This window comes from Geothrix edaphica (assembly GCF_030268045.1).
In the GTDB taxonomy this organism is placed as follows: Bacteria; Acidobacteriota; Holophagae; order Holophagales; family Holophagaceae; genus Geothrix; species Geothrix edaphica.
Genome location: NZ_BSDC01000002.1, coordinates 181272 through 201425, shown reverse-complemented (window position 1 = coordinate 201425; position 20154 = coordinate 181272). Strand labels below are relative to the sequence as shown.

Sequence of the window (20154 nt, the reverse complement as noted above, 5' to 3'; positions counted from 1 at the left end):
CAGGCCTTTTCCGTCAAGGTATCCAGACCGTGATGACCCTCTCCCGCGCCTTCTTCTTTAGCTTTCGCACCCCGGGTGCGAGGGTAGGCGGCGTCTAGAACCGGAACCGCTTCGAACCATCGCCCCCGAGACCGTCAGGCTCGGGGGTTTTCGCATATCAGGAGTCCACCATGACCGAGCTCCCGTCCCTCCCCGGCCTCCGGCAGGCCATCGATGCCGTGGACGACCAGGTGCTGGCCCTGCTGAACCGCCGGGCCGCCCTGGCTGGCGAAGTGGGCCGACTCAAGGCCGCCGCCGCACCCGAGGCCCTCTTCCACGCCCCGGCCCGGGAGCGGGAGGTGCTGGCCCGCCTGGAGGCCGCCAGCCCCGGGCCCTTCCCGGCGCCGGCGGTGCGCACGGTCTTCCAGGAGATCATGAGCGCCTGCCTCAGCCTGGAGAAGCCGCTGCGGGTGGCCTTCCTCGGTCCCGAGGGCACCTTCACCCACCTGGCGGCCCGGCACCAGTTCGGGGGCTCCAGCCAGTCCCTGCCCCAGGGCACCATCCAGGCCGTGTTCCAGGCCGTGGAGCGCCAGCGCGCCGACTATGGCGTGGTGCCCGTGGAGAACGCCACCGAGGGCGCGGTGGACTCCACGCTCGATGCCTTCCTCGACAGCCCCCTGGCCATCTGCGCGGAGATCCTCCTGGCCGTGGACCAGGCCCTGCTGCTGCGGCCCGGCCTAGACCTGGCCGGCGTGCGGCGGGTCTATTCCCACCCCCAGGCCCTGGGCCAGTGCCGCCGCTGGCTGGAGACGCACCTCTCGGGGGCGGACCGCATCGAGGCCCCCTCCACGTCAGAAGCCGCCCGCCTGGCCCGGGAGGATGCCGAGGGCGCCGCCGTGGCCTCGGAGCTGGCCGCGGACCTCTTCGGCCTCCGCGTGGCGGAGACGAAGATCCAGGACCTGGCCGCCAACGCCACCCGCTTCCTGGTGCTGGGCCCCAAGTCCGCCGAGCCCACGGGCCGCGACCGCACCACCCTGCTGGCCATGGCCCAGGACGGTCCCGGCGCCCTGCTGCGCCTGCTGGAGCCCCTGGCCCGCCGGGGCCTCAACCTCAGCCGCATCCAGAGCCGGCCCACCCGGCGCAAGCTCTGGGAGTACGCCTTCTTCCTGGATGTGGAGGGCCATGCGGAAGAGCCCTCCATGGCCGAGGCCCTGGTCGAGCTGCGGGGGGCCTGCGCCTCCCTCAAGGTGCTGGGCAGCTATCCGCGGGCCATGGAGGTGGCACGATGACCGGCCTGGCCTGGACGCCCGATTCCTGGCGCGGCCTGCCCGCGGCCCAGCAGCCGCGCTACCGCGATGCCGCAGCCGTGGACGCGGCCCTGGCGGAGCTGCGGGAGCTGCCGCCCCTGGTGGTGGCCGAGGAGGTGGATCACCTGCGCGCCCTGATCGCCGAGGCCGCCGCGGGGAAACGCTTCCTCCTCCAGGGCGGCGACTGCGCCGAGGCCTTCGCCGACTGCCGGGGCGCCATCATCCAGGACAAGCTCCGGGTGCTGCTCCAGATGTCCGTGCTCATCACCCACGGCGGCCGCACGGGCGTCATCCACCTGGGCCGCATCGCCGGCCAGTACGCCAAGCCCCGCAGCGGCGACACGGAGGTGGTGGACGGCCGCGAGGTGCCGGTCTACCGGGGCGACCTCATCAACGGCGTGGACCCGGACCAGCGCGAGGCCGATCCCCGGCGCCTGCTGGAGGCCTACCACCGCGCCGCCGCCACCCTCAACCACCTGCGGGCCCTGGTGGACGGCGGCTTCGCGGACCTGCACAACCCGGAGCACTGGGACCTGCCCTGGAGCCGGGAGGACGCGGGCCACTACCTGGAGACGCTGGACCAGGTGCGGGCCTCCCTCGACTTCGTGAAATGCCTGGGCGGCCTGCCCGAGCACCTCCGCACCGGCGAGCTGTTCACCAGCCATGAGGCCCTGCACCTGCCCTTCGAGACGGCCCTCACGCGCTGGGCGCCGGAGAAGGGGGCCCACTACAACCTGGGCGCGCACTTCCTCTGGATCGGCGAGCGCACCCGCCAGCTGGACGGCGCCCACCTGGAGTACATCCGCGGCCTGGCGAACCCCATCGGCCTGAAGGTCGGCGCCGCCATGACGCCGGAGGAATTGCGACAGGTCCTGTCCAAGCTGGATCCCCAGCGCCAGCCGGGCCGCCTCACCCTCATCACCCGCTTCGGCGCCGGCAAGGCCGGGCGTGTGTTGCCAGGCCTCATCGAAGCCGCCCGGGCCGAGGGCCACCCCGTGCTGTGGAGCTGCGACCCCATGCACGGCAATGGCCGCACCACCGCCGGGGGGTTGAAGACGCGGGCCTTCGGGGACATCCTCCAGGAGCTGCGCGAGGTGGCCGACCTCCACCGCACCCATGGGTCAAGGCTGCGGGCCGTCCACTTCGAGCTCACCGGCGAGCCCGTCACCGAGTGCACGGGCGGCGTCGAGGGCCTCGACGAGGCCGGCCTGGAGCGTGCCTACAAGAGCGGCTGCGACCCCCGCCTCAACCGCAGCCAGAGTTTGGAGATGGCGTTCCTCATTGCCCAGATGATGCGGAGGGCCTGACTACTCCCGCACGCTCCACGCCATCTGGTTCCGATAGTCCGTCACGAAGGCCTTCTTCTCGGGGGAGTAGTTGCAGCCGCCGCCGGTGGTGGCGGGGCCCACGGCCACCAGGCCCAGGTCGATGGTGGCGGGGAAGGCGGCCAGGGTGCGGTCCACGGCCTCCTGGGCGGGGAGGCCCTGGGCCAGCAGGTCGTAGGCGGCCTTGGCCACCAGGTGCTTGACGATGTCCTCGCCATTGCCCGTGCAGGCCACGGCGCCCTTGGGGCCGGCGTAGATGCCCGCACCGAACATGGGCACATCGCCCACGCGGCCGTAGAAGGTGATGGTGGTGCCGCCGGTGCTGATGGCCGCGGCGAAGTTCCCCTTCGCGTCCCGGGTGACGCAGCCCACGGTGTCGGGCGAGCCCAGCGCCTCCTTCAGGGGTGTGGGGAAGTTCCAGGCCTTCTTCCAGTCGTAGCGCTTCCAGGCCTCGAGCTGGCGGGGGTCGGAACCCTTGAGGATGGCCTGCACGCGCTGGAAGCGGGCCCTGTTCTCGGTGCAGGTGGGGTCGTAGTCGGGGAAGCCCATGGCCCGGGCGAAGCGGGTGGCACCCTCGCCCACGATGAGGATGTGGGGGGTGTCCATGACCTTGCGGGCCACGAGCACCGGGTTCTTCACGCGCTCGATGGCGGCCACGGCGCCGAAGCCGCCGGTGGCGCCGTCCATGCAGGCGGCGTCCATCTGGATGGTCTTGCCGTCCAGGCGGATGTTGGCGCCGGTGCCCGCGTTGAAGCGGGGATCATTCTCCAGCACCACCACGCCGGCCAGGGCGGCCTCCAGGGCAGAACCGCCGGCCTTCAGGGTGGCCAGGGCCTTCACCGCCGCCGGGTCCGTCCCGTCCATGCGGGATCTAGGGCTGCCGGCGCCGCCGTGGACGACGGCCGCGGGCGGGGCGGCGCCGAGGAGGGCGGTCAGGAGCAGGGTGGCGAGGAGCTGTCGGGTGGGCATGAGGGAATCCTACCCCCCGATGCGGGACATCTCCACCTTGGGCAGGTTGGGCGTGGCGCCGTGCCGGATCTCGGAATAGTGGTCGCCCCGGCGCTTCCAGTGGAAGGCGAGGAGCGCGGCCAGGTCGGCATCGCCGTGGCCGCTGCGGAGGAAGGTCTTCAGGTCCAGGCTCTGGCCTGCGAAGAGGCAGGTGTAGAGGCGGCCCTCGGCGGACAGGCGGGCCCGGTCGCAACCCCGGCAGAAGGGGGCCGTGACGGAGGCGATGAGGCCGATCTCACCCTGGCCGTCCCGGTAGCGCCAGGTCCGGGCCACCGCGTCCTCCCCGGTCTCCAGGGGCTCGATGGGCCAGCGGGATTCGAGGATCCGGCGCACCTGGGCGGCGGGGACCACCGCCTCCATCTGCCAGCCGTTGGTGGTGCCCACGTCCATGAACTCGATGAAGCGCAGGGTGTGGCCACCCTCCCGGGCGAAGGCCGCCAGCTCGAGGATCTCGTCGTCGTTGACGCCGCGCTTGAGGACGCAGTTGAGCTTGACGGGGCCGAAGCCGGCGGCCCGGGCGGCCTCCAGCCCCGCCAGCACGCGCTCCAGGGGCAGGTCCGTGTCGCTGATGGCGCGGAAGCGCTCGGGGCGGAGGGTGTCGAGGCTCATGGTGAGCCGCCGGAGGCCCGCGGCCTTCAGTGCGGGGGCCAGCTCGGGCAGGAGGGCGCCGTTGGTGGTGAGGGCCAGGTCCTCGAGGCCGGGCACCCCGGCGAGCATCCGCACCAGGGCAGGCAGCTCCCGGCGCATGAGGGGCTCACCGCCGGTGAGGCGGACCTTGGTGACGCCCAGGCCGGTGAAGACCCGCACCAGCCGCGTGATCTCCTCGAAGCTGAGCAGGGCCTCCCGGGGGAGGAAGGCGTAGTCCGGCCCGAAGACCTCCTTGGGCATGCAGTAGGTGCAGCGGAAGTTGCATCGGTCGGTGACCGAAATGCGCAGCGCCTTGAGGGGGCGGCCCAGAGTGTCGCGAGGCTCCATTCCCCAAGCATAAATTCGTTTCCTGCGTCAGAATGGACTGTTTGATTGGACCGCAGAAAATGGGCTTTTTCGACCGATTCCGTTCCCGCGCCGACGAGGCGCCCCTCCCGGGGCTCGAGGCCCTGCTGGAGGCCCGGGGCGTGCCGCCGATGCCGGGGCTGGAGGCCCTGGTGCCGGCCTTCGAGGCCCACCGGAAGGCCGAGGAGCGCGAAGCCTGGGCGGACGCCGTGCAGGAGGTCCACCGCCAGGGCCTGCCCCTGCCGGAACCCTGGATCGACGCCCAGGACCACCTGCTGCCGGAGCTCGTGCCCACCTGGCAGGCCGAGCGCGAGGGCCGCTGGAGCCGCGGCTTCATCGACGGCCTGAGCCAGCGCATCCGCGTGGGTGACGTGGTGATGCCCGCCGCCTGGCTGCGGCTCTGGGACCAGCCCGTCGACGATGTGCTGGACCTGGCCCTGGACCACCTCCGCCGGCGCAGCGAAGGTGCCTTCCTGCGGCTGCCCTCGGGCATCTACCGCGGCCCCTGGCGCGACGGGGCCGATGCGGCCCGCCTGCTGCTGCCGGAGATCTGGCACGGGCTCTTCAAGGATCAGCACCCCTTCATCGCCATCCCCACCGCTGGCACCCTCCTGGCGGCGCCCCAAATCCTGCTGCCCAAGCTCATGGACGAGGTGGGCCGCGTCATCCAGGCCACGGGCCAGGCCGGGGGGACCGTCCTCCAGCTGGCCGTGCTGGAGCGCATCGGCGACAAGCTGGTGACCGCCCGGCTCCAGGATCCCCATCCCATGTCCGCGCCGCAGAAGGAACTCAAGCACCTGGACCTGCTGGAAGCCCTGCGGACCCAGGAGAAGGACCTGGATCCCGCCCTGGGGCGCCCGGCTCCGGTGCTCATGCTGAAGACGGGCCAGGGCAAGCCGCTCACCATGGCCACCTGGGCCGCCGGGGCGCCGGTGCTGCTCCCCGAGACCGACCTCATCGGCTTTGCCGGCCAGGATGGCGCGCCGCTGGGCATCTTCTGGCGGCAGTCGCTGCCGCGCATGCACGAGATCCGTGGCGAGGGGGTGGCCATCTGGGGGCCCCGACGGGTGCGCTACGAGGGCTTCCCCTCCCCCGAGCAGCTGGCCCGCCTGGAGCAGTTCGCCACCGCCGAGCAGATGCAGACCATCCAGTCCCAGCCGGGCGTGCGGCCCGCGGCGCCCAAGGCCGCGGCTCCCGCCGGCGCGCCGTTCAGCGCCCAGGGCGCGGCGCCCCTGCCGCGGCACCTCCAGGGCGCGGGGCTGGGCGTGCAGGACAAGGACTAGCGTCCGTTCAGATCAGGCCGATCTCCCGCAGGCGCTGCATCAGAAAGGCGTGGGCGGTGATGGGCTCGAAGCGCCGGGTCTCGCCGGCTCCCAGCAGCGCCTCGGGGCAGTCCAGCACCACCTCGGGGCGGGGGTGGCAGAAGAAGGGCATGGAATAGCGCACGGCCTCGGGGCTGGCGGGGTTCACCACCCGGTGCGTGGTGCTGGGGATCTTCAGGTTCACGTGGCGGCTCAGCATGTCGCCGGCATCGGCCACGATCTCGCCCGCCAGGCCGTCCACGGCGTGCCACGCGCCGCTGCGGTCCCGCAGCTGCAGGCCCGAGTCCGTGGCCGCGGGGAGGAGGGTGATGAGGTTGATGTCCTCGTGGGCGGAGCTGCGCACGCCGCCTTCGAGGTAGCGGTCCCGCAGGGCCGGGTAGTGGATGATCCGCAGGATGGAGTTGCCGTCCACGATCATGTCCGCCAGGCTGCGTTCGGGCAGGCCCAGATAGAGGGCCAGGGCCTCCAGCAGGGTGCCGGCGCAGTCCTCCAGCGCCCGGTAGAGGGCCAGCGTATGGGCCTTGAAGTCGGGCACCTCGGCCTCGGGCCAGAGGTTGTCGCCATAGGCGGGCTTGAGGGGGTGGCCTGCGGGCAGCTCCTGGCCCACGTGCCAGAACTCCTTGAGGTCGCCCACGGGGTTGTCCTTGGCGTGCTCGCTGCCGAAGGGGGTGAAGCCTCGGGCCCCGCCACTGCCGGGCACCAGGTAGCGCCGCTTGACCGCCTCGGGCAGGGCGAAGAAGGCCCGGGCGGAGGCGTAGGCGCCGTCCACGTCGGCCTGCCGGACGGCGTGCCCCGCCACCTTCACGAAGCCCGTGTGGCGGAAACTGTCCCCCAGCACCCGGATGAACTCGGCGCGCTCCTTCGGGCTGCCCTGGCGGAACTGGGACAGGTGGACGGTCTCGACCTGGAACGAGGGGCTGGGCATGGGGCCTCCGGGCTGGACCGGCCATGATAGCTGACGTGACAGGAATCCTCCCTCCCAGGCCGCGGGCCAGAAAAACGGCGGCGGCCTTTGAGGACCGCCGCCGTCTGCCGACCCCTTCCAAGGGCGCGCAGGTCGATGCTGTCTAGACTTCCACGGGGCTCTTCATGCCGAGCCGCTCGCGGATGAGGCCTTCCACCTCGTCCGCCAGTTCCGGGTTGTCGGTGAAGAGCTTCTTCACGTTCTCGGCGCCCTGGCCCAGGCGGCTGTCCTTGTAGCTGTACCAGGAGCCGCTCTTCTGGATGATCTCCAGCTGGGTGCCCAGTTCCACCAGCTCGCTGGTGCGGCTGATGCCCTCGCCATACATGATGTCGAAGGTGGCGACCTTGAGGGGCGGGGCGACCTTGTTCTTGACGACCTTCACCTTGGTCTTCTTGCCCACCACGGAGGAGTCCTCGTCCTTGGCGGCCACCAGGGGGTCGCCCGTGTTGCCCTTGATGCTCTGGATGCTGCGGACATCGAGGCGGACCGAGGCGTAGAACTTGAGCGCGTTGCCGCCGGTGGTGGTCTCGGGGTTGCCGAACATCACGCCGATCTTCATGCGGATCTGGTTGATGAAGACGACGCAGGTGTGGGTCTTGCTGATGGTACCGGTCATCTTGCGCAGGGCCTGGCTCATGAGGCGGGCCTGGAGGCCCACATGGCTGTCGCCCATCTCACCGTCGATCTCGGCCTTGGGCACCAGGGCGGCCACGGAATCGACCACGATGATGTCCAGGGCGCCGCTGCGCACCAGCTGGTCGCAGATCTCCAGGGCCTGCTCGCCGCTGTCGGGCTGGCTGATGAAGAGGTTGGCCACGTCCACGCCCAGCTTCTGGGCGTATTCGGGGTCGAGGGCGTGCTCGGCGTCGATGTAGGCGGCCAGGCCGCCCTTCTTCTGGGCCTGGGCCACCATGTGCAGGGCCAGGGTGGTCTTGCCGCTGGCTTCCGGGCCGTAGACTTCCACGACGCGGCCCTTGGGCACCCCGCCCACGCCCAGCGCCGCATCCAGGGCGATGGAGCCGGTGCTGATGACTTCGATGCCCTCGGAGGGGCTCATGCGGTCGCCCAGCTTCATGATGGAGCCCTTGCCGAAGGCCCGCTCGATGTCGGCGACGGTGCGGGACAGGGCTTTCAGGCGGTCATCTTGTTCGGCTGCGGCCATGGGGTCCTCCGGAAGGGGTGCTTTCCAGGATGGAGCCAAAAAGCGAAAAAAACAAGAAAATATTTGGCCGCCAGCCCAGGGCTGATGGAACAGCCTAGCGCAGCTTGACGTCCCGCCCCCGCCAGTGGTTCACCCCCCGCAGGCGGTCGGCGAAGGCCCAGGCGGTGCCCGCCGCGAAGACCAACCCGTCCAAGGGCCAGAGGGCCCAGAGCAGGTCCATGGGCCGGCCGGTCATGCGCTGCTGCACATCCCCCGCCAGGGCCGGCACCAGGAGCCAGAGGAGGAGGGCCAGGCCCGGGTGGCCGGCGCAGGGCAGCCAGAGGGGGGCGAGCATCACCAGGACCACGGGCGGGAGGAGCAGGGGGAGGAGCCCCCAGGCGGGCAGGGCGGCGGCGTTCTTCCGCATGGCCCGGACCAGCTCGCCCAGGCCGTGGTACATCCGCAGGTGCAGGTCCGGGCCGCCGCGGGCCACCCGGTTCACGAAGCCCGCCTGCTTCATCCGCCGGGCGAGCATCATGTCGTCGATGGCCTCCAGGGGGGCGGCGGCGTGGCCGCCCGCGGCCTCGTAGGCCTCCCGCCGCACAAGGGTGAAGCCCCCCACGCCGCAGAAGGCCGGGTGGCGGGGATTGGGCACCTGGTGCGGGGGCACCAGCAGCTGGAAGGCCGAGGCCGCGAGGGGGAGCACCACCCGCTCCGCCGGGCCCACGGCGTCCACCCCGGGAATCAGGGCCAGGATGTCCGTGGGCTGGGCCAGGGCGAGGGCCACGGCCCGCCGCAGCAGGGCCGGCGTGGCCTGCACATCGGCATCCGCGAAGAGCAGCCATTCCGCCGCCTGCGCTTCGGGCTGGCGGGCGGCCAGGTCCAGGGCGTGGTTCTTCCCCAGCCAGCCGGGGGGCAGAGCGTCGTTGCGGAGGACCCGCAGGCGATCCGGCCGGGCGATTTCCCGCGCCCGCAGGATCTCCGTGCTGCCATCCGTGGAGCCGTCATCCACCACGAGGATGCGCAGGGCGGGGTAGTCCTGGGCCAGCCAGGAATCCAGGGCGGCGGGCAGCTCCAGAGCCTCGTTCCGCACGGGGATGCAGAGGCAGATGGCAGGCGGATCCGCAGGCAGGATGGGATCCGATGCCAGCGAGGGCAGCCGCGCCCAGTGGCGGCGGAGGACTCCCAGGGCCGCCAGGATGAGGGCAGTGGCGGTCCAGGCGGCGGCGTCGGTCCAGGGCATGCCCCAGGCTAGCCGGGGAAATGCCTATTCGGCTGGAGTGGCCTGATAGGCGGCCACGGTGGCCACCAGGGCCGGCACCACCAGGGCCGCCTGGCCGGTGGTTTCTGCCAGGAAGACCACGGGGGTGAGCAGGCTGCGGTGGACGGCCCCTGTGAAGGCGCTGGTGCCCACCAGGACGAAGAGGCCCGGCTGGCCCAGGCCCGCCCAGGCTTCGAAGGCCGCCCCGAGGGCGGCGCCCATGGTGACGGAGGGCAGCCAGGTGCCGCCCACGCCACCGCCGGCGAAGGTGAGGGAGGTGGCCACCAGCTTCAAGGCCAGGAAGGCCATGGCCTGGGACGAGGGCGTGCCGCCGTGCAGCAGGTGGGACACCAGCTCGATGCCGCCGCCTTGCGTGACCGGCAGGCCGGGCCAGAGCCAGGCGCCGGGCAGGGCCAGGAGGAGGAGGCCCAGGCCCGCCACGCCGCCGCGGACCGCCAGGGGCAGGCGCCCGAGGTGGTGGCGCCCGAACCGCAGCAGGCGCCGGTAGAAGGAGGCGGCCACGGCGCACGTCAGGCCCAGGGGCAATGCCCAGAACACCTCGCGGGCCAGCAGGTGATAGGTGTGCTGGGTGCCCAGGAGCGGTGTGGTCCCGCGGAGGGCGATGAAGGCCAGGAAGCCCGAGGCCGAGGCCGCCAGCGACGGGGCGAGGCGATCCGCGCTGAGGTCGCCCTCCTGCTCCGTGGCCAGCAGGGCGCCGGCGATCGGGGCGCGGAAGACGGCGGCCAGGGCCGCCGCGGAGCCGGCCATGACGATGACACCGGGCTGGGCCAGCAGGCGCCGGGCCCAGCGGAAGCGGCGCGCCAGGCGGCGGAAGAGCTGATGGAACTGGGCGCCCACGGCGGCGCCCAGCCAGCGGGCGGGGCCCTCCACCCCGGCGCTGCCCCCGAAGCCGATGGTGAGCGCGCAGGCCGCGGCCTTGCCCAGGCTGGGCAGGAGCCGGAAGGTGGCCAGGGGATGATGGCGGGCCTGGGCCAGATCCTTCGGCAGCGAGACCTCTCCCAGGCCCGAGACCTGGAGCCAGAGGCCCGTGAGCAGCAGGCCGATCAGGGGCGTGACCACCATGGCCCAGGTGCGGACCCCGTGCCCCTGGAGCAGGATCTCGAGCCATTCGATGCCGGTCAGCGCCAGGGCCGCGACGAGACCGATGCTGGCGCCCAGGGGCAGGACCGCCAGCGCCAGGCGCCGGGTCTGGGCCAGCACCCGGAGGCTGCGCAGCCGCGTGGGAAGGGCGAGCGGGCCTTCCAGGAGGTTCCCGCGGCGCTGGGGTCCGTCTGCCATGGGCCCAGTGTGGCCCCGCGCCGGCGTGCCTGTCTAGACAGGGTGGGTTATCCTCGGACCGGACATTCCAGGGGAGTCGCATGACCGAGCTGGATCACCCGCCCCCCATGCTGCGCCTGCGGGTCCCCGAGGATGTGGGGGAGATCCGCAACCTGATGGTGCGGGTCTATCCCCCGCCCCACGGGCCCGAGGCCATCTGGTCCGCCGAGAACCTCCGCCGCCATCTGGCGGCCTTCCCCGAGGGGCAGATGGTGGTGGAGGCCGGAGAGCACCTGGTGGGCACCGCCACCACCCAGCGGGTCTCCCTGGCCGCGGCCCTGGCCCCCCACACCTGGTCGGGGATCACAGGCCACGGTTCCCTCTCCACCCACGATCCGGCCGGCGAGGCCCTCTACGGTGTGAACATCGCCGTGGATCCGGCCTGGCAGGGGCGGGGCATCGGGCGGCTGCTCTACGAGGCCCGCATCGACCTGGCCCGGCGGCTGGGCTGCCGGGCCTTCGTCGCCGGCGCCCGCATCCCCGGGTACCACCGCCACGCTGCGGAGATGAGCCCCGAGGCCTATGTGGACGCCGTGGCGGCGGGGCGGATCTTCGATCCCACCCTCTCCAAGCAGCTCCTGGTGGGCTTCCAGGTGCGGGGCGTGCTTCGGAATTACGCCCATGATGTCGAAACCATGGGGCACGCGGCCCTCATCGTCATGGACCTCTGACGGGTTCCATTTGCGCAGGAGATCTGACATGCGGTTCAAGGCCCCCACCCCGTTCCTCTCCCGCCCGGTCCGCGTCTGCGGGATCCAGTACGGCCTCCGCCCCGTAAAGGACTTCACCGCCTTCGCGGAGCAGGTGGAGAACTACGTGGATGTCGGCGACGACTACGATGCCGATGTCATCGTGTTTCCCGAGCTGCTGGCGGTCCAGCTCCTGAGCTGTCTGGCCCGGGGCTTCGCGCCTGCGGACGCCATGCGGCGCCTGGCCGAGCAGTTCAACGATGAGTTCGAGGGGCTGTTCCTCGGGCTCTCCCGGAAGTACGACCGCATCATCGTGGCGGGCACCCACCCCCGCTTCGTGGACGGGAAGCTGCAGAACGTCGCCTCGATCTTCGTCCCGGGCCACGGGCCGGTCCACCAGCCGAAGCTGCACCTCACGCCCACGGAGCGGCATGTCTGGCACTTCGAGCCCGGCCAGGAGATCCACATCCTCGAAACGGATTTCGGGCGGATGGGCGTGTCCATCTGCTACGACGTGCAGTTCCCGGAGGTGGCCCGCATCCAGGCGGAGCAGGGCGTCCAGTTGCTGGTGGTGCCCTACCTCACGGACGACCGGCGGGGCTACACCCGCGTGACCACCTGCGCGCGGGCCCGGGCCGTGGAGAACCAGATCTACGTGATCACCGCCGGCATGGTGGGCAGCCTGCCCCTCATCACGGACCTCACAGCGCAATATGCGCAGAGCGGCGTCTACACGCCGTCGGATTTCCCCTTCCCCATGGACGGCATCGCCACCGAGGCGGCCCCCAATTCGGAGATGGTGCTGGTGGGGGACATCGACCTGGCCATCCTCGACCAGACCCGGGCCCGGGGCTCGGTGCTGAACCACCAGGACGCCGCCGAGGACGGGCTGCACGTGAGCTTCGACGGCCGCATCTGCGTCCATCACCTGCCCTGGCTGAACCGGGAGCCGGTCCCCTCGCCCTCCGTGAGCTGACCGCTCCCCGGAGAAGCCGGGGGAATGGTTGAATGGGGGACGCCGGCCCCGTGCCTGCCGAGGTGCCCATGCTCCTGGCCTCCCTGGCCCCCGATCCCCTGGCCGGCACGTTGATGCTGCTGGCCCTGCTGTGGCTCTCGGCCAAGGTCGGCGGTGAACTGGCGGTGCGGCTGAAGCTGCCGGCCGTCACGGGGGAGCTGGCGGTGGGCCTTGCGCTCACCGCCCTCCACCGGCTCTGGCCCTGGTTTCCGGATGTGGTGGCTTCGCCCGGGGCGGAGCTGCTGGGCGGGCTGGGCGTGGTGGTGCTCATGTTCGCCGTGGGCCTGGAATCCACCGTGCCCCAGATGTTGAAGGTGGGCGCGGCCTCGCTGCGCGTGGCCTCCGTCGGCGTGGTGGGGCCCATGGCCGTGGGCCTCGCAGGCGCCTGGCTCCTGCTGCCCGCGAGAGCGCCCTTCGTGCTGGACCTCTTCATCGGCGCCTGCCTGTGCGCCACCAGCATCGGCATCTCCGCCCAGGTGCTGCGGGAGAAGGGCGCCGCCGATTCCCTGGAGGGCCGCGTCATCGTGGGCGCCGCCGTGGTGGATGACGTGCTGGGCCTGCTGGTGCTGGTGGCCGTGTCGGGCCTGGTCGGCGCGGCGGCTGGCGGAAGGCTGGGCCCCGAGCTGGCGAAGACCCTGGCCCTGGCCCTGGGCTTTCTCGCCGCGGCGCTCACCCTGGGCCGCCTCGCCACCCCGCGCCTCTTCCGGCTCGCCAGCCGGTTCCGTGGCGAGCAGGTGCTGCTCCCGCTGGGGCTCGGCTTCGCCTTCCTGCTGGCCTGGCTGGGCAGTCTGGCGGGCCTGGCGTCCATCGTGGGGGCCTACGCCGCGGGCCTCATCCTGGAGCCGGCCCACATCGAGGACCTGGAGCGCCGCGAGCGCCACACCCTGGAGGAGCTGGTCCACCCCCTGGTCATGGTGCTCTCGCCGCTGTTCTTCGTGCTGATGGGCGCGAAGGTCGACCCGAGCGCCCTCTTCAAGCCCGCCACGCTGGGCTTTGCCGTCCTGCTGGCGGCGCTGGGTGTGGCCGGGAAGTTCGTGGCGGGCTACGCCGGCGGCCAGGGCACCCGCGCCGCTGTGGTGGGCTGGGGCATGGTGCCCCGCGGTGAGGTGGGCCTCATCTTCGTGGCCACGGGGGCCCAGCTCCAGCTGAACGGGGCTCCCCTGCTGGCCCCCGACATCCAGGCGGGCATCATCGGCGCCCTCCTGCTCACCACCGTGGCCGGGCCCGTGGGGCTGGGGTGGGTGCTGGGGCGAAAACAGCCAGCGTGAGCCGTCCCGGTTCGCCTTCGCGATATTGGTGAGAGGCCTCGACGCTTACCTGGCCGCAGCGCATCGCAGAACGATCCCTGGGATTCCTTGGTTAAGGACCCTCTGAGCCGGGCGCCGTCAAAGGCCTCTCACGAACCAGGGAGCATGTTCTGGGCCAACTATTAAGATTCAAATTAATCAATTATTTATAAGATGCGACTAATCGTGTGATGGAACGTTGGACCATCACAATGAAGGCCTGCCCTAGTCAATTCGAAGGCATGCAGGTCTGAGGCGGGTCAGCGCTCCGGCAGCTCCGGCACCAGGCTCTCCACGAAGGTGGCCTCCACGCGGAAGACCTGGCGGATGAGGTCGGCGGTGAGGACCTCGTGGGGCCTGCCGTTCCCCACGAGGCGGCCGCGGTCCAGCACCAGCACGCGGTCGAAGCGGTAGGCGGCGCGCAGGTCATGGAGGCTCACCACCACGGTGCCGCCGCCGTCCACCAGACGCCGGGCCAGGCGCATCACCTCGAGCGCGTGCCGGACATCGAGCTGGGCCACGGGCTCGTCCCAGAGCTGGATGGGCGCCCGGGTGGCCAGGGCCCGGGCGAGCCCTACGCGGTGGCGCTCGCCCCCGGAAAGCCGCGTGGCGGGGCGATCCGCGAGGAAGGTGAGGTCCAGTTCCGCCAGAGCCTCAGCCACCCCTGTGAGATCGTCGCCCCAGGCGTACCGGCCCTGGGCCACCACCTCCCGCACGGGGAAGGCGAACTCGAAGTGGGCCTCCTGACCCACCCAGGCCAGGAGGCGCCCGCGCTCAGCCACGGGTATGCTCGACAGCGCTTGTCCATTCCACTGGACCGTCCCGTGGGCGGGCAGCAGTCCTGCCAGCGCCTGGATCAGCGTGGACTTGCCGGCCCCGTTGGGCCCCACCATCGCCACCAGCTCGCCCGGGCCCAGGTCCAGCGACACCGCCTCCAGGCGGCCGGGCACGGACAAGCCAGAAGCGTGGAGGGCGACGGTCATCGGGGCCTCCGCAGCAGCCATAGGAAGAAGGGGCCGCCGATGAGGGAGGTGACCACACCCAGCCGCAACCCGAGGGGGAAGGTGCGGGTGACCAGGTCGCAGGCCAGGAGGAAGGCCGCACCGCCCAGCATGGAATAGGGCAGCAGGCGCCGGTGGTCGGGGCCGAAGGCGATCCGGAGCATGTGGGGCACCACCAGCCCCACGAAACCGATGATGCCGCCCACGGCCGTGGCCAGGGCCGTGAGGACGGTGGAGAGGATGATGAGGTGGCGGCGCAGGCGGCGCACATCCACGCCCAGGCTCTGGGCGCTCTGCTCGCCCAGGCTCAGCAGGTCCATGGCCCGGCCGAGCGGCAACAGCAGCAGGCACGCCACGAAGATGGCGGGGACGCCCATCCACACGTGCTCCCAGCTGCGGCTCTCCAGGCCGCCCATGAGCCAGAAGAGGATCTGGGCATTCACCTCGAAGTGGCCGGCCGTGGTGGTGAGCAGGAAGCTGGTGCCCGCGCCAAGGAGCGCGTTGAGGGCCACGCCGGAGAGCAGCAGCCGCTCTGTGCCGGCGCCGCGCTGGGCCAGCATCAGCACCGCCCCGGTGGCGCCGAAGGCTCCGAGGATGGAGGCCGCTGGCAGGGCCCAGAGGGTGGCGGCGGCGAAGCCCGTGGCGGGGGCCAGGGCCAGCACGGCCACGGCCCCCAGGGCGCCGCCGCTGCTCACGCCCAGCAGGCCGGGGCTGGCGAGCGGGTTGCGGAAGAAGGCCTGCATGACCACGCCGCTGGCGCCCAGGGCCGCGCCCGCCGCCATGCCCACCAGGGCCCGGGGCAGGCGGAAGTCGCGCACCACCGTGCGGGCGATGTCATCGCCACCACCCATCAGCGCCGACAGCACCTGGGTGTAGGAGAGCCGCAGTTCCCCGAAGGCCAGGGAGGCCAGGAAGGCCAGAACCAGCAGCGCCACGAGGACGGGGATGGCCAGGCGGGCTCTCACCGGAGGCGCTCGGGATGGAGGGCCCGGGCCAGCAGCTCGTAGGCGTCGATGCGGTGGTGGGAGACGCTGGACATGAGGGCGCCGGGGATGACCGCGAAGCGACCGGCCTTGAAGGCGGGCAGGGCGCGGTAGTGGGGGATCTCCGCCAGGCGGGCGCGGGCGTCCGAGCCGTCGGGCCGGTCCCCGGAGATCACCAGCACCTCGGCGTTCCAGGTGAGCAGCTTCTCGGAGGGCGTGGGGGCGTGGCCCCTGAGCCCGGCCTCGGCGGCCACGTTCAGGGCGCCTGCGTGGTCGCAGAGATCCTGGAAGGTGGTGCCGGCGCCGGCGGTGAAGGGATAGGCCCCGGCGGTGAGCACGCGGACGGGGCGGGCGCCCCTGAGGCGCTCCGCGAGGGCCTGCACCCGGGCACGACACTGGGCGATGAGGGCCTCGGCGCGGGCCTCCTGGCCCAGCTCACGGCCCAGGATCCGGAGGCTGGCGTAGACGTCCTCCAGGCTGTCGAAGCGGTCCAGCACCACGAGCCGGACCCCGGCCCGCCGAAGCAGGGCCAGGGTCTCAGGGCGGGTGAAGCTGGCAGCCAGCACCAGGTCGGGCCGGAAGCGCAGCACGCTTTCCGCATCGCTGTCCTTGAGGGCCGGGAACCGCTTCGCCTCGGCCGCCACGACGCTGAACCGCACGTCCCGGCCGATGTGGCTCAGGGCGGCGATCTGGCCGGGATCCGCCAGGGCCAGCAGCAGCTCATCGGTGCCCACGGCCTGGCTCACCACCCGCTGGGGCCGCGCCGCCAGGAGGGGCAGGCCCGCCGCTGACGACAGGATGGCCAGCAGCAGGAAGGCAAGCCAGCGTCGCATCACCACCTCCAGGTCGCGGCGAGGGTCCAGCGGGGCCCAGGCGCGGGGAAGCCATAGACCAGGCTGGCATCGCCCTCCTGATCGTAGCGGCCGCTGAGCCAATCCTCGACGGTCTGTTTCCGCTGGAGCAGGTGCTCGCCGCGGAGGGCCAGGGTGAGGTGCTGCACGGGCTCGCAGGAGAAGCCTGCGCTGAGGTCGCGGTAGGGCTTGCGAGTGCTGAGCACCTCGTAGGTGGTGTCGTTCAGGTCGTAGCGGGGCCCCACGCGGGCGAGGCGCACATCGGCGCGCCAGGTCTTCGCCTGGACGAAGCCCGCCATGGCCGCGGTAAAGAAGGGATGCCGCAGGATCGCTGAGTTCTGCTGGCCGAAGCGGTCGCCCTCCGTGTCGTGGTCGAGATCGCGGGTCTCCTGGCTGCGGAGGATGAGGTCCCAGCCATAGGCCACGGCCTCGCCCCCGCGCCAGCCCAGGGCGCCTTCCAGGCTCTGGGCCCGGATGGAACCCTGGTTCGCGTAGTGGGACGTGAACAGCGGCGGAAACGCGAAGCTGGTGTCGTAGACATAGGCGAGGAGATCGCTGATGCGGGTGCGCTGGGCCTCCAGGCGGTACTCCCAGTGGTCCGCGAACTGACCCGTGGCGCCGACCTGGAGGGTGCGGCTGCGCTCAGGCAGGATCGGGTAGGCCACGCCGTCCTGGCTGGCGGCCTGGGCGTTGAGGGTGAACTCCGTGGTGTTGGGCATGCGGAAGCCCTGGCCCGCGCTGGCGTAAAGGCGCAACTCGGGGGCGGTCACCCAGTTGAGGCCCGTGCGCCAGGTGCCCGCCTCGGCGCTGCCGGCGCGGCTGCGCAGGCCCGAGTCGTAGCGGATGAGGTCGCGGTGGCCGGCATCGCGGCGCAGACCCGCCACCCAGTCGAGGCCCTCGGCGAGGGTCCAGCGCAGCTCCAGGGCCCCGGCCAGGTCGCGGCCCTCGCCCCGGTACTGCACGGCGGCGTAGGTGGCCGGGTCGTAGTAGTTCTGGGCATGGCTGGTGTCCACGCGGCCTTCGAGGCGACCCGACAGGCGGAAGGTGGGTGCGGGCGTCCAGTGCAGGGTCAGTTGATCCTCCACGCGGCGGAAGTCGCGATCCGTCTGCTCCCGCTTGGGTCCGCTGGGATCGCCGGTGCGGCCCTCCAGGGCCTGGAGCGTGTTCTCGATCACCAGGCTTGGCGCCAGGGTCCAGTGCAGGCTGGCACCCCAGCTCTCCTGGCGGGTGCGCATCTCGCGCTGGGGCTCGTAGCTGCGGGCCGCGGGCCAGCCGGAGGTGGTGAAGGGGATGGAAGCCGTCTGGCCGGAGTTGCGGTAGAAGGCAGTCAGGTCCGCGTCGCCCAGTTTCGCCCCCATGCGCAGGAAGCCGCCGGCCTGGCGAAACACGTCATCCGGGAAGCCACTCTCCTGCTTCTGGGCTTCGGCGCCGGCGGCGAGCCAGCCGCGGGGTCCCGTGACCTGCACCTGGGCGGTGCCGCCGAGCAGCCCATTCGTACCCCCCTTCAGGCCGGCCTGGCCGTGGCAGCCCTCGGCCCCGCGACCCGTGCTGGTGAGCGCGATGACGCCGCCGATGGCGTCGCTGCCGTAAAGCACGGAGGAGGGGCCGAGGATCAGCTCCACGCGCTCGATGCCCACGAGGCTGAGCGCGCCCAGATCGGGACTGAGGGCGGTGGGATCGTTCAGGCGCAAGCCGTCCAGCAGGACCACCACGTTGCGGCTGAGGGTGCCATTGAGAAAGGCCGAGGCCTGCTGGCCGGTGCCGCCCGTGCTCATCACGGCGCCGGGCTGGAGGACCTCCAGCAGATCCGCCAAGGTGCGGCTGCCCAGGCGGGCCAGCTCCTCGGCCTCGACGATGCGCACCGGGGCCGGGGTGCGGACGACCGCTACGGGCTGGCTCTCGGCACTGACGGTGACCGTGGCCTCGGCGGGCTTGCGGTCGGCCTCGGCGGCCAGGGAAAGGGCGGACACAGCCGCCAGGGAGAAGAGAATGCGGGTAGAACCCATCATGCCTCCACGCATGACGTCGTGGCGGCTGGGCGGATCCCCAGAGATGGGAAACCATGGCCCAGCCCGTTCCCACGACGGGGGGTGAGGTGCAGGACCGGTCTCCGGGCTCGCACGCGACAGGGGCCTTTCAGCTCCCTCCGAGCCTTCCCGGGACGATCCCAGTGACTCGGACTTGAGGTCTCACACCCGGTGGCGCGTGGGCGTGGTGCATACCGTTGCGGGGCAGCGCAGGAGTCTCACCTGCTTCCCGTGCATCCAGCACGAAATTGTCAGGCCTCCAGGGAAACACGGCATCGGGAACGGGTGCAAGTACAATGGCCGGATGAACGCACCCATCGGCATCATCGGCGGCAGTGGACTCTACCGGATGGAGGGGCTCTCCCTCGATCGGACGGAGCTGGTGCAGACCCCCTTCGGCGCTCCGTCAGGTCCCGTACACCTCGGCCAGCTGGACGGCGCCCCCGTGGCCTTCCTGGCCCGCCACGGCGAAGGCCACCGCTTCACGCCCAGCGAAGTGAACTACCGCGCCAACCTCTGGGCCCTGAAGTCCCTGGGCGTCGAGCGGCTGATCTCGGTCTCGGCCGTGGGCAGCCTCCAGGCCCGCCACAAGCCGGGTGAGCTCCGCCTTGTGGGCCAGTTCATCGACAAGACCCGCCAGCGCAAGGACACCTTCTTCGGCGAGGGCCTGGTGGCCCACGTGAGCTTCGCGGAGCCTGTGTGCGCCCATGCCACGGCTGCGCTGCTCAAGGCCGGACAGTCCCTGTCCATCCCCATCGAGGACGGGGTCACCTACGTCTGCATGGAGGGACCGGCGTTCTCCACCCGGGCCGAGAGCCGCCTGCACCAGAGCTGGGGCGCGGACCTCATCGGCATGACCCAGGTGACCGAGGCGCGCCTGGCCCGTGAGGCCGAGCTCTGCTACGCCTGCATCGCCCTGGTGACCGACTACGACGCCTGGCGCGAGGAGGAGGAGGGCGTGGACGCCGCCTCCGTGCTGGAGGTCATGCACGCCAACGTGGACAAGGCCCAGCGTCTGCTCCGGAAAGTCGTGCCGCAGCTCTCGTGCTCCCCCCGCTCCTGTGCCTGCGGCGAGGCCCTGAAGGCCGCCCTCTTCACGGCCCCCGAGGCCGTGACCGAAGATGCCCGCAAGCGCCTCGACCTGCTCGTGGCCAAGTACGGATACGGAGGCCGCTGATGCCTGTCGCCGCCCCCAGCGCCAAACTCCAGGCCCTGCTCAAGGAGTTCCAGCAGGTGGCGGCCATGGCCGGCTTCCTCAACCACGGCTTCGATCCGCCGCAGCTGCGGCTCCAGTTCACCCTCTATGGCCGCCTTCGGACCGGAACCGAGGCCGAGGCCCTGGGGGCCATCCCGCGCCTCCAGGCCTGGTCCGAAGCCGTGCTGCAGAAGCTGCGCGAGGACAGCGCCGGCGCCATCCTCCCCGGCCAGATCCTCGTGGCCCCCATCCAGCCGTTCCAGGGCGGTGGCTATACGGTGGTGGTGAACGCCACCTTCGCCACCAAGGTCACCGACAGCGGCTACTTCAAGGTGAAGACCGCCGTGCTCGCGGCCTACCAGGAGGCCGTGCGGTTGCGGGAGGCGGGGCTCGAGCCTGGAACTCCTCTTCCTGGGGCCGCGGAATGATGATGGCCCGATGCCTCTCCGCCTGCCGTCCTGCGACCTTG

The 20154-nt window shown here is 71.6% G+C and carries 18 protein-coding genes and 1 riboswitch; of the genes, 8 read left to right on the top strand and 10 right to left on the bottom strand.

The window, feature by feature from the left end; all coding sequences use genetic code 11:
* The first annotated feature begins 170 nt into the window (after nucleotides 1-170).
* Complete coding sequence (gene pheA / locus QSJ30_RS08770) at nucleotides 171-1268, top strand: prephenate dehydratase (protein WP_285608448.1); 1098 nt, start codon at nucleotides 171-173, stop codon at nucleotides 1266-1268.
* The gene (locus QSJ30_RS08765) at nucleotides 1265-2593 is read left to right on the top strand and encodes a 3-deoxy-7-phosphoheptulonate synthase class II (protein WP_285608446.1); all 1329 of its coding nucleotides are present in this window, start codon (nucleotides 1265-1267) and stop codon (nucleotides 2591-2593) included. Before pheA ends, QSJ30_RS08765 begins: the two co-directional genes overlap by 4 nt.
* Here the strand turns inward: QSJ30_RS08765 and QSJ30_RS08760 are convergent, their stop codons facing one another.
* Nucleotides 2594-3580 carry an isoaspartyl peptidase/L-asparaginase gene (locus QSJ30_RS08760; protein ID WP_285608444.1) on the bottom strand — a complete coding sequence of 329 codons (987 nt, stop codon included), beginning with the start codon at nucleotides 3578-3580 and terminating at the stop codon, nucleotides 2594-2596.
* Between the two features lie 9 nt (nucleotides 3581-3589).
* Complete coding sequence (moaA, locus tag QSJ30_RS08755; protein ID WP_285608442.1) at nucleotides 3590-4594, bottom strand: GTP 3',8-cyclase MoaA; 1005 nt, start codon at nucleotides 4592-4594, stop codon at nucleotides 3590-3592.
* A gap of 59 nt (nucleotides 4595-4653) precedes the next feature.
* Between moaA and QSJ30_RS08750 the strand changes: the two genes are divergently transcribed.
* The gene (locus QSJ30_RS08750) at nucleotides 4654-5895 is read left to right on the top strand and encodes a hypothetical protein (protein WP_285608440.1); all 1242 of its coding nucleotides are present in this window, start codon (nucleotides 4654-4656) and stop codon (nucleotides 5893-5895) included.
* Between the two features lie 7 nt (nucleotides 5896-5902).
* Here QSJ30_RS08750 and QSJ30_RS08745 read toward each other — a convergent pair whose 3' ends face one another.
* The 4 genes from QSJ30_RS08745 to QSJ30_RS08730 all read right to left on the bottom strand — a co-directional run bounded on the left by QSJ30_RS08745 (nucleotide 5903) and on the right by QSJ30_RS08730 (nucleotide 10599).
* Entirely contained in the window at nucleotides 5903-6859 is a 957-nt protein-coding gene (locus QSJ30_RS08745; protein WP_285608438.1) for an isopenicillin N synthase family dioxygenase, read from the bottom strand.
* Nucleotides 6860-7001: 142 nt separating this feature from the next.
* Entirely contained in the window at nucleotides 7002-8060 is a 1059-nt protein-coding gene (gene recA, locus QSJ30_RS08740; protein ID WP_285608436.1) for a recombinase RecA, read from the bottom strand.
* 94 nt (nucleotides 8061-8154) lie between these two features.
* Nucleotides 8155-9282: a glycosyltransferase family 2 protein gene (locus QSJ30_RS08735; RefSeq protein WP_285608434.1), complete on the bottom strand. Its 1128-nt coding sequence runs from the start codon at nucleotides 9280-9282 to the stop codon at nucleotides 8155-8157.
* 24 nt (nucleotides 9283-9306) lie between these two features.
* Complete coding sequence (locus QSJ30_RS08730) at nucleotides 9307-10599, bottom strand: chloride channel protein (RefSeq protein WP_285608432.1); 1293 nt, start codon at nucleotides 10597-10599, stop codon at nucleotides 9307-9309.
* Between the two features lie 80 nt (nucleotides 10600-10679).
* On the opposite strand from QSJ30_RS08730, the gene QSJ30_RS08725 reads away from it, so the two are divergent.
* From QSJ30_RS08725 to QSJ30_RS08715, 3 genes are all read left to right on the top strand, one after another.
* Nucleotides 10680-11309, top strand: coding sequence for a GNAT family N-acetyltransferase (locus QSJ30_RS08725; protein ID WP_285608431.1), 630 nt, complete (start codon nucleotides 10680-10682; stop codon nucleotides 11307-11309).
* Between the two features lie 28 nt (nucleotides 11310-11337).
* Nucleotides 11338-12303, top strand: coding sequence for a carbon-nitrogen hydrolase family protein (locus tag QSJ30_RS08720; protein WP_285608429.1), 966 nt, complete (start codon nucleotides 11338-11340; stop codon nucleotides 12301-12303).
* A 68-nt stretch (nucleotides 12304-12371) separates the two neighbouring features.
* On the top strand, nucleotides 12372-13610 hold the full coding sequence (locus QSJ30_RS08715; RefSeq protein WP_285608427.1) for a cation:proton antiporter: 1239 nt from the start codon (nucleotides 12372-12374) through the stop codon (nucleotides 13608-13610).
* 278 nt (nucleotides 13611-13888) lie between these two features.
* Here QSJ30_RS08715 and QSJ30_RS08710 read toward each other — a convergent pair whose 3' ends face one another.
* The 4 genes from QSJ30_RS08710 to QSJ30_RS08695 are packed head-to-tail and all read right to left on the bottom strand — an operon-like array spanning nucleotide 13889 to nucleotide 18472.
* Nucleotides 13889-14611 carry an ABC transporter ATP-binding protein gene (locus QSJ30_RS08710; protein ID WP_285608426.1) on the bottom strand — a complete coding sequence of 241 codons (723 nt, stop codon included), beginning with the start codon at nucleotides 14609-14611 and terminating at the stop codon, nucleotides 13889-13891.
* Complete coding sequence (locus QSJ30_RS08705) at nucleotides 14608-15594, bottom strand: FecCD family ABC transporter permease (protein WP_285608425.1); 987 nt, start codon at nucleotides 15592-15594, stop codon at nucleotides 14608-14610. Before QSJ30_RS08705 ends, QSJ30_RS08710 begins: the two co-directional genes overlap by 4 nt.
* The gene (locus tag QSJ30_RS08700; RefSeq protein WP_285608424.1) at nucleotides 15591-16445 is read right to left on the bottom strand and encodes an ABC transporter substrate-binding protein; all 855 of its coding nucleotides are present in this window, start codon (nucleotides 16443-16445) and stop codon (nucleotides 15591-15593) included. Before QSJ30_RS08700 ends, QSJ30_RS08705 begins: the two co-directional genes overlap by 4 nt.
* Nucleotides 16445-18472, bottom strand: coding sequence for a TonB-dependent receptor plug domain-containing protein (locus QSJ30_RS08695; protein ID WP_285608422.1), 2028 nt, complete (start codon nucleotides 18470-18472; stop codon nucleotides 16445-16447). The genes QSJ30_RS08700 and QSJ30_RS08695 overlap by 1 nt, the downstream gene beginning before the upstream one ends.
* 75 nt (nucleotides 18473-18547) lie before the next feature.
* A riboswitch (cobalamin riboswitch) is annotated at nucleotides 18548-18746 on the bottom strand.
* A gap of 48 nt (nucleotides 18747-18794) precedes the next feature.
* Here QSJ30_RS08695 and mtnP point away from each other — a divergent pair.
* Nucleotides 18795-19667 (top strand): S-methyl-5'-thioadenosine phosphorylase, encoded by an 873-nt coding sequence (gene mtnP / locus QSJ30_RS08690; RefSeq protein WP_285608420.1) that lies wholly within the window; start codon nucleotides 18795-18797, stop codon nucleotides 19665-19667.
* A complete protein-coding gene (locus QSJ30_RS08685; protein ID WP_285608418.1) occupies nucleotides 19667-20113 on the top strand; it encodes a hypothetical protein in 447 nt (148 codons plus the stop codon). The genes mtnP and QSJ30_RS08685 overlap by 1 nt, the downstream gene beginning before the upstream one ends.
* Nucleotides 20114-20154 lie beyond the last annotated feature (41 nt).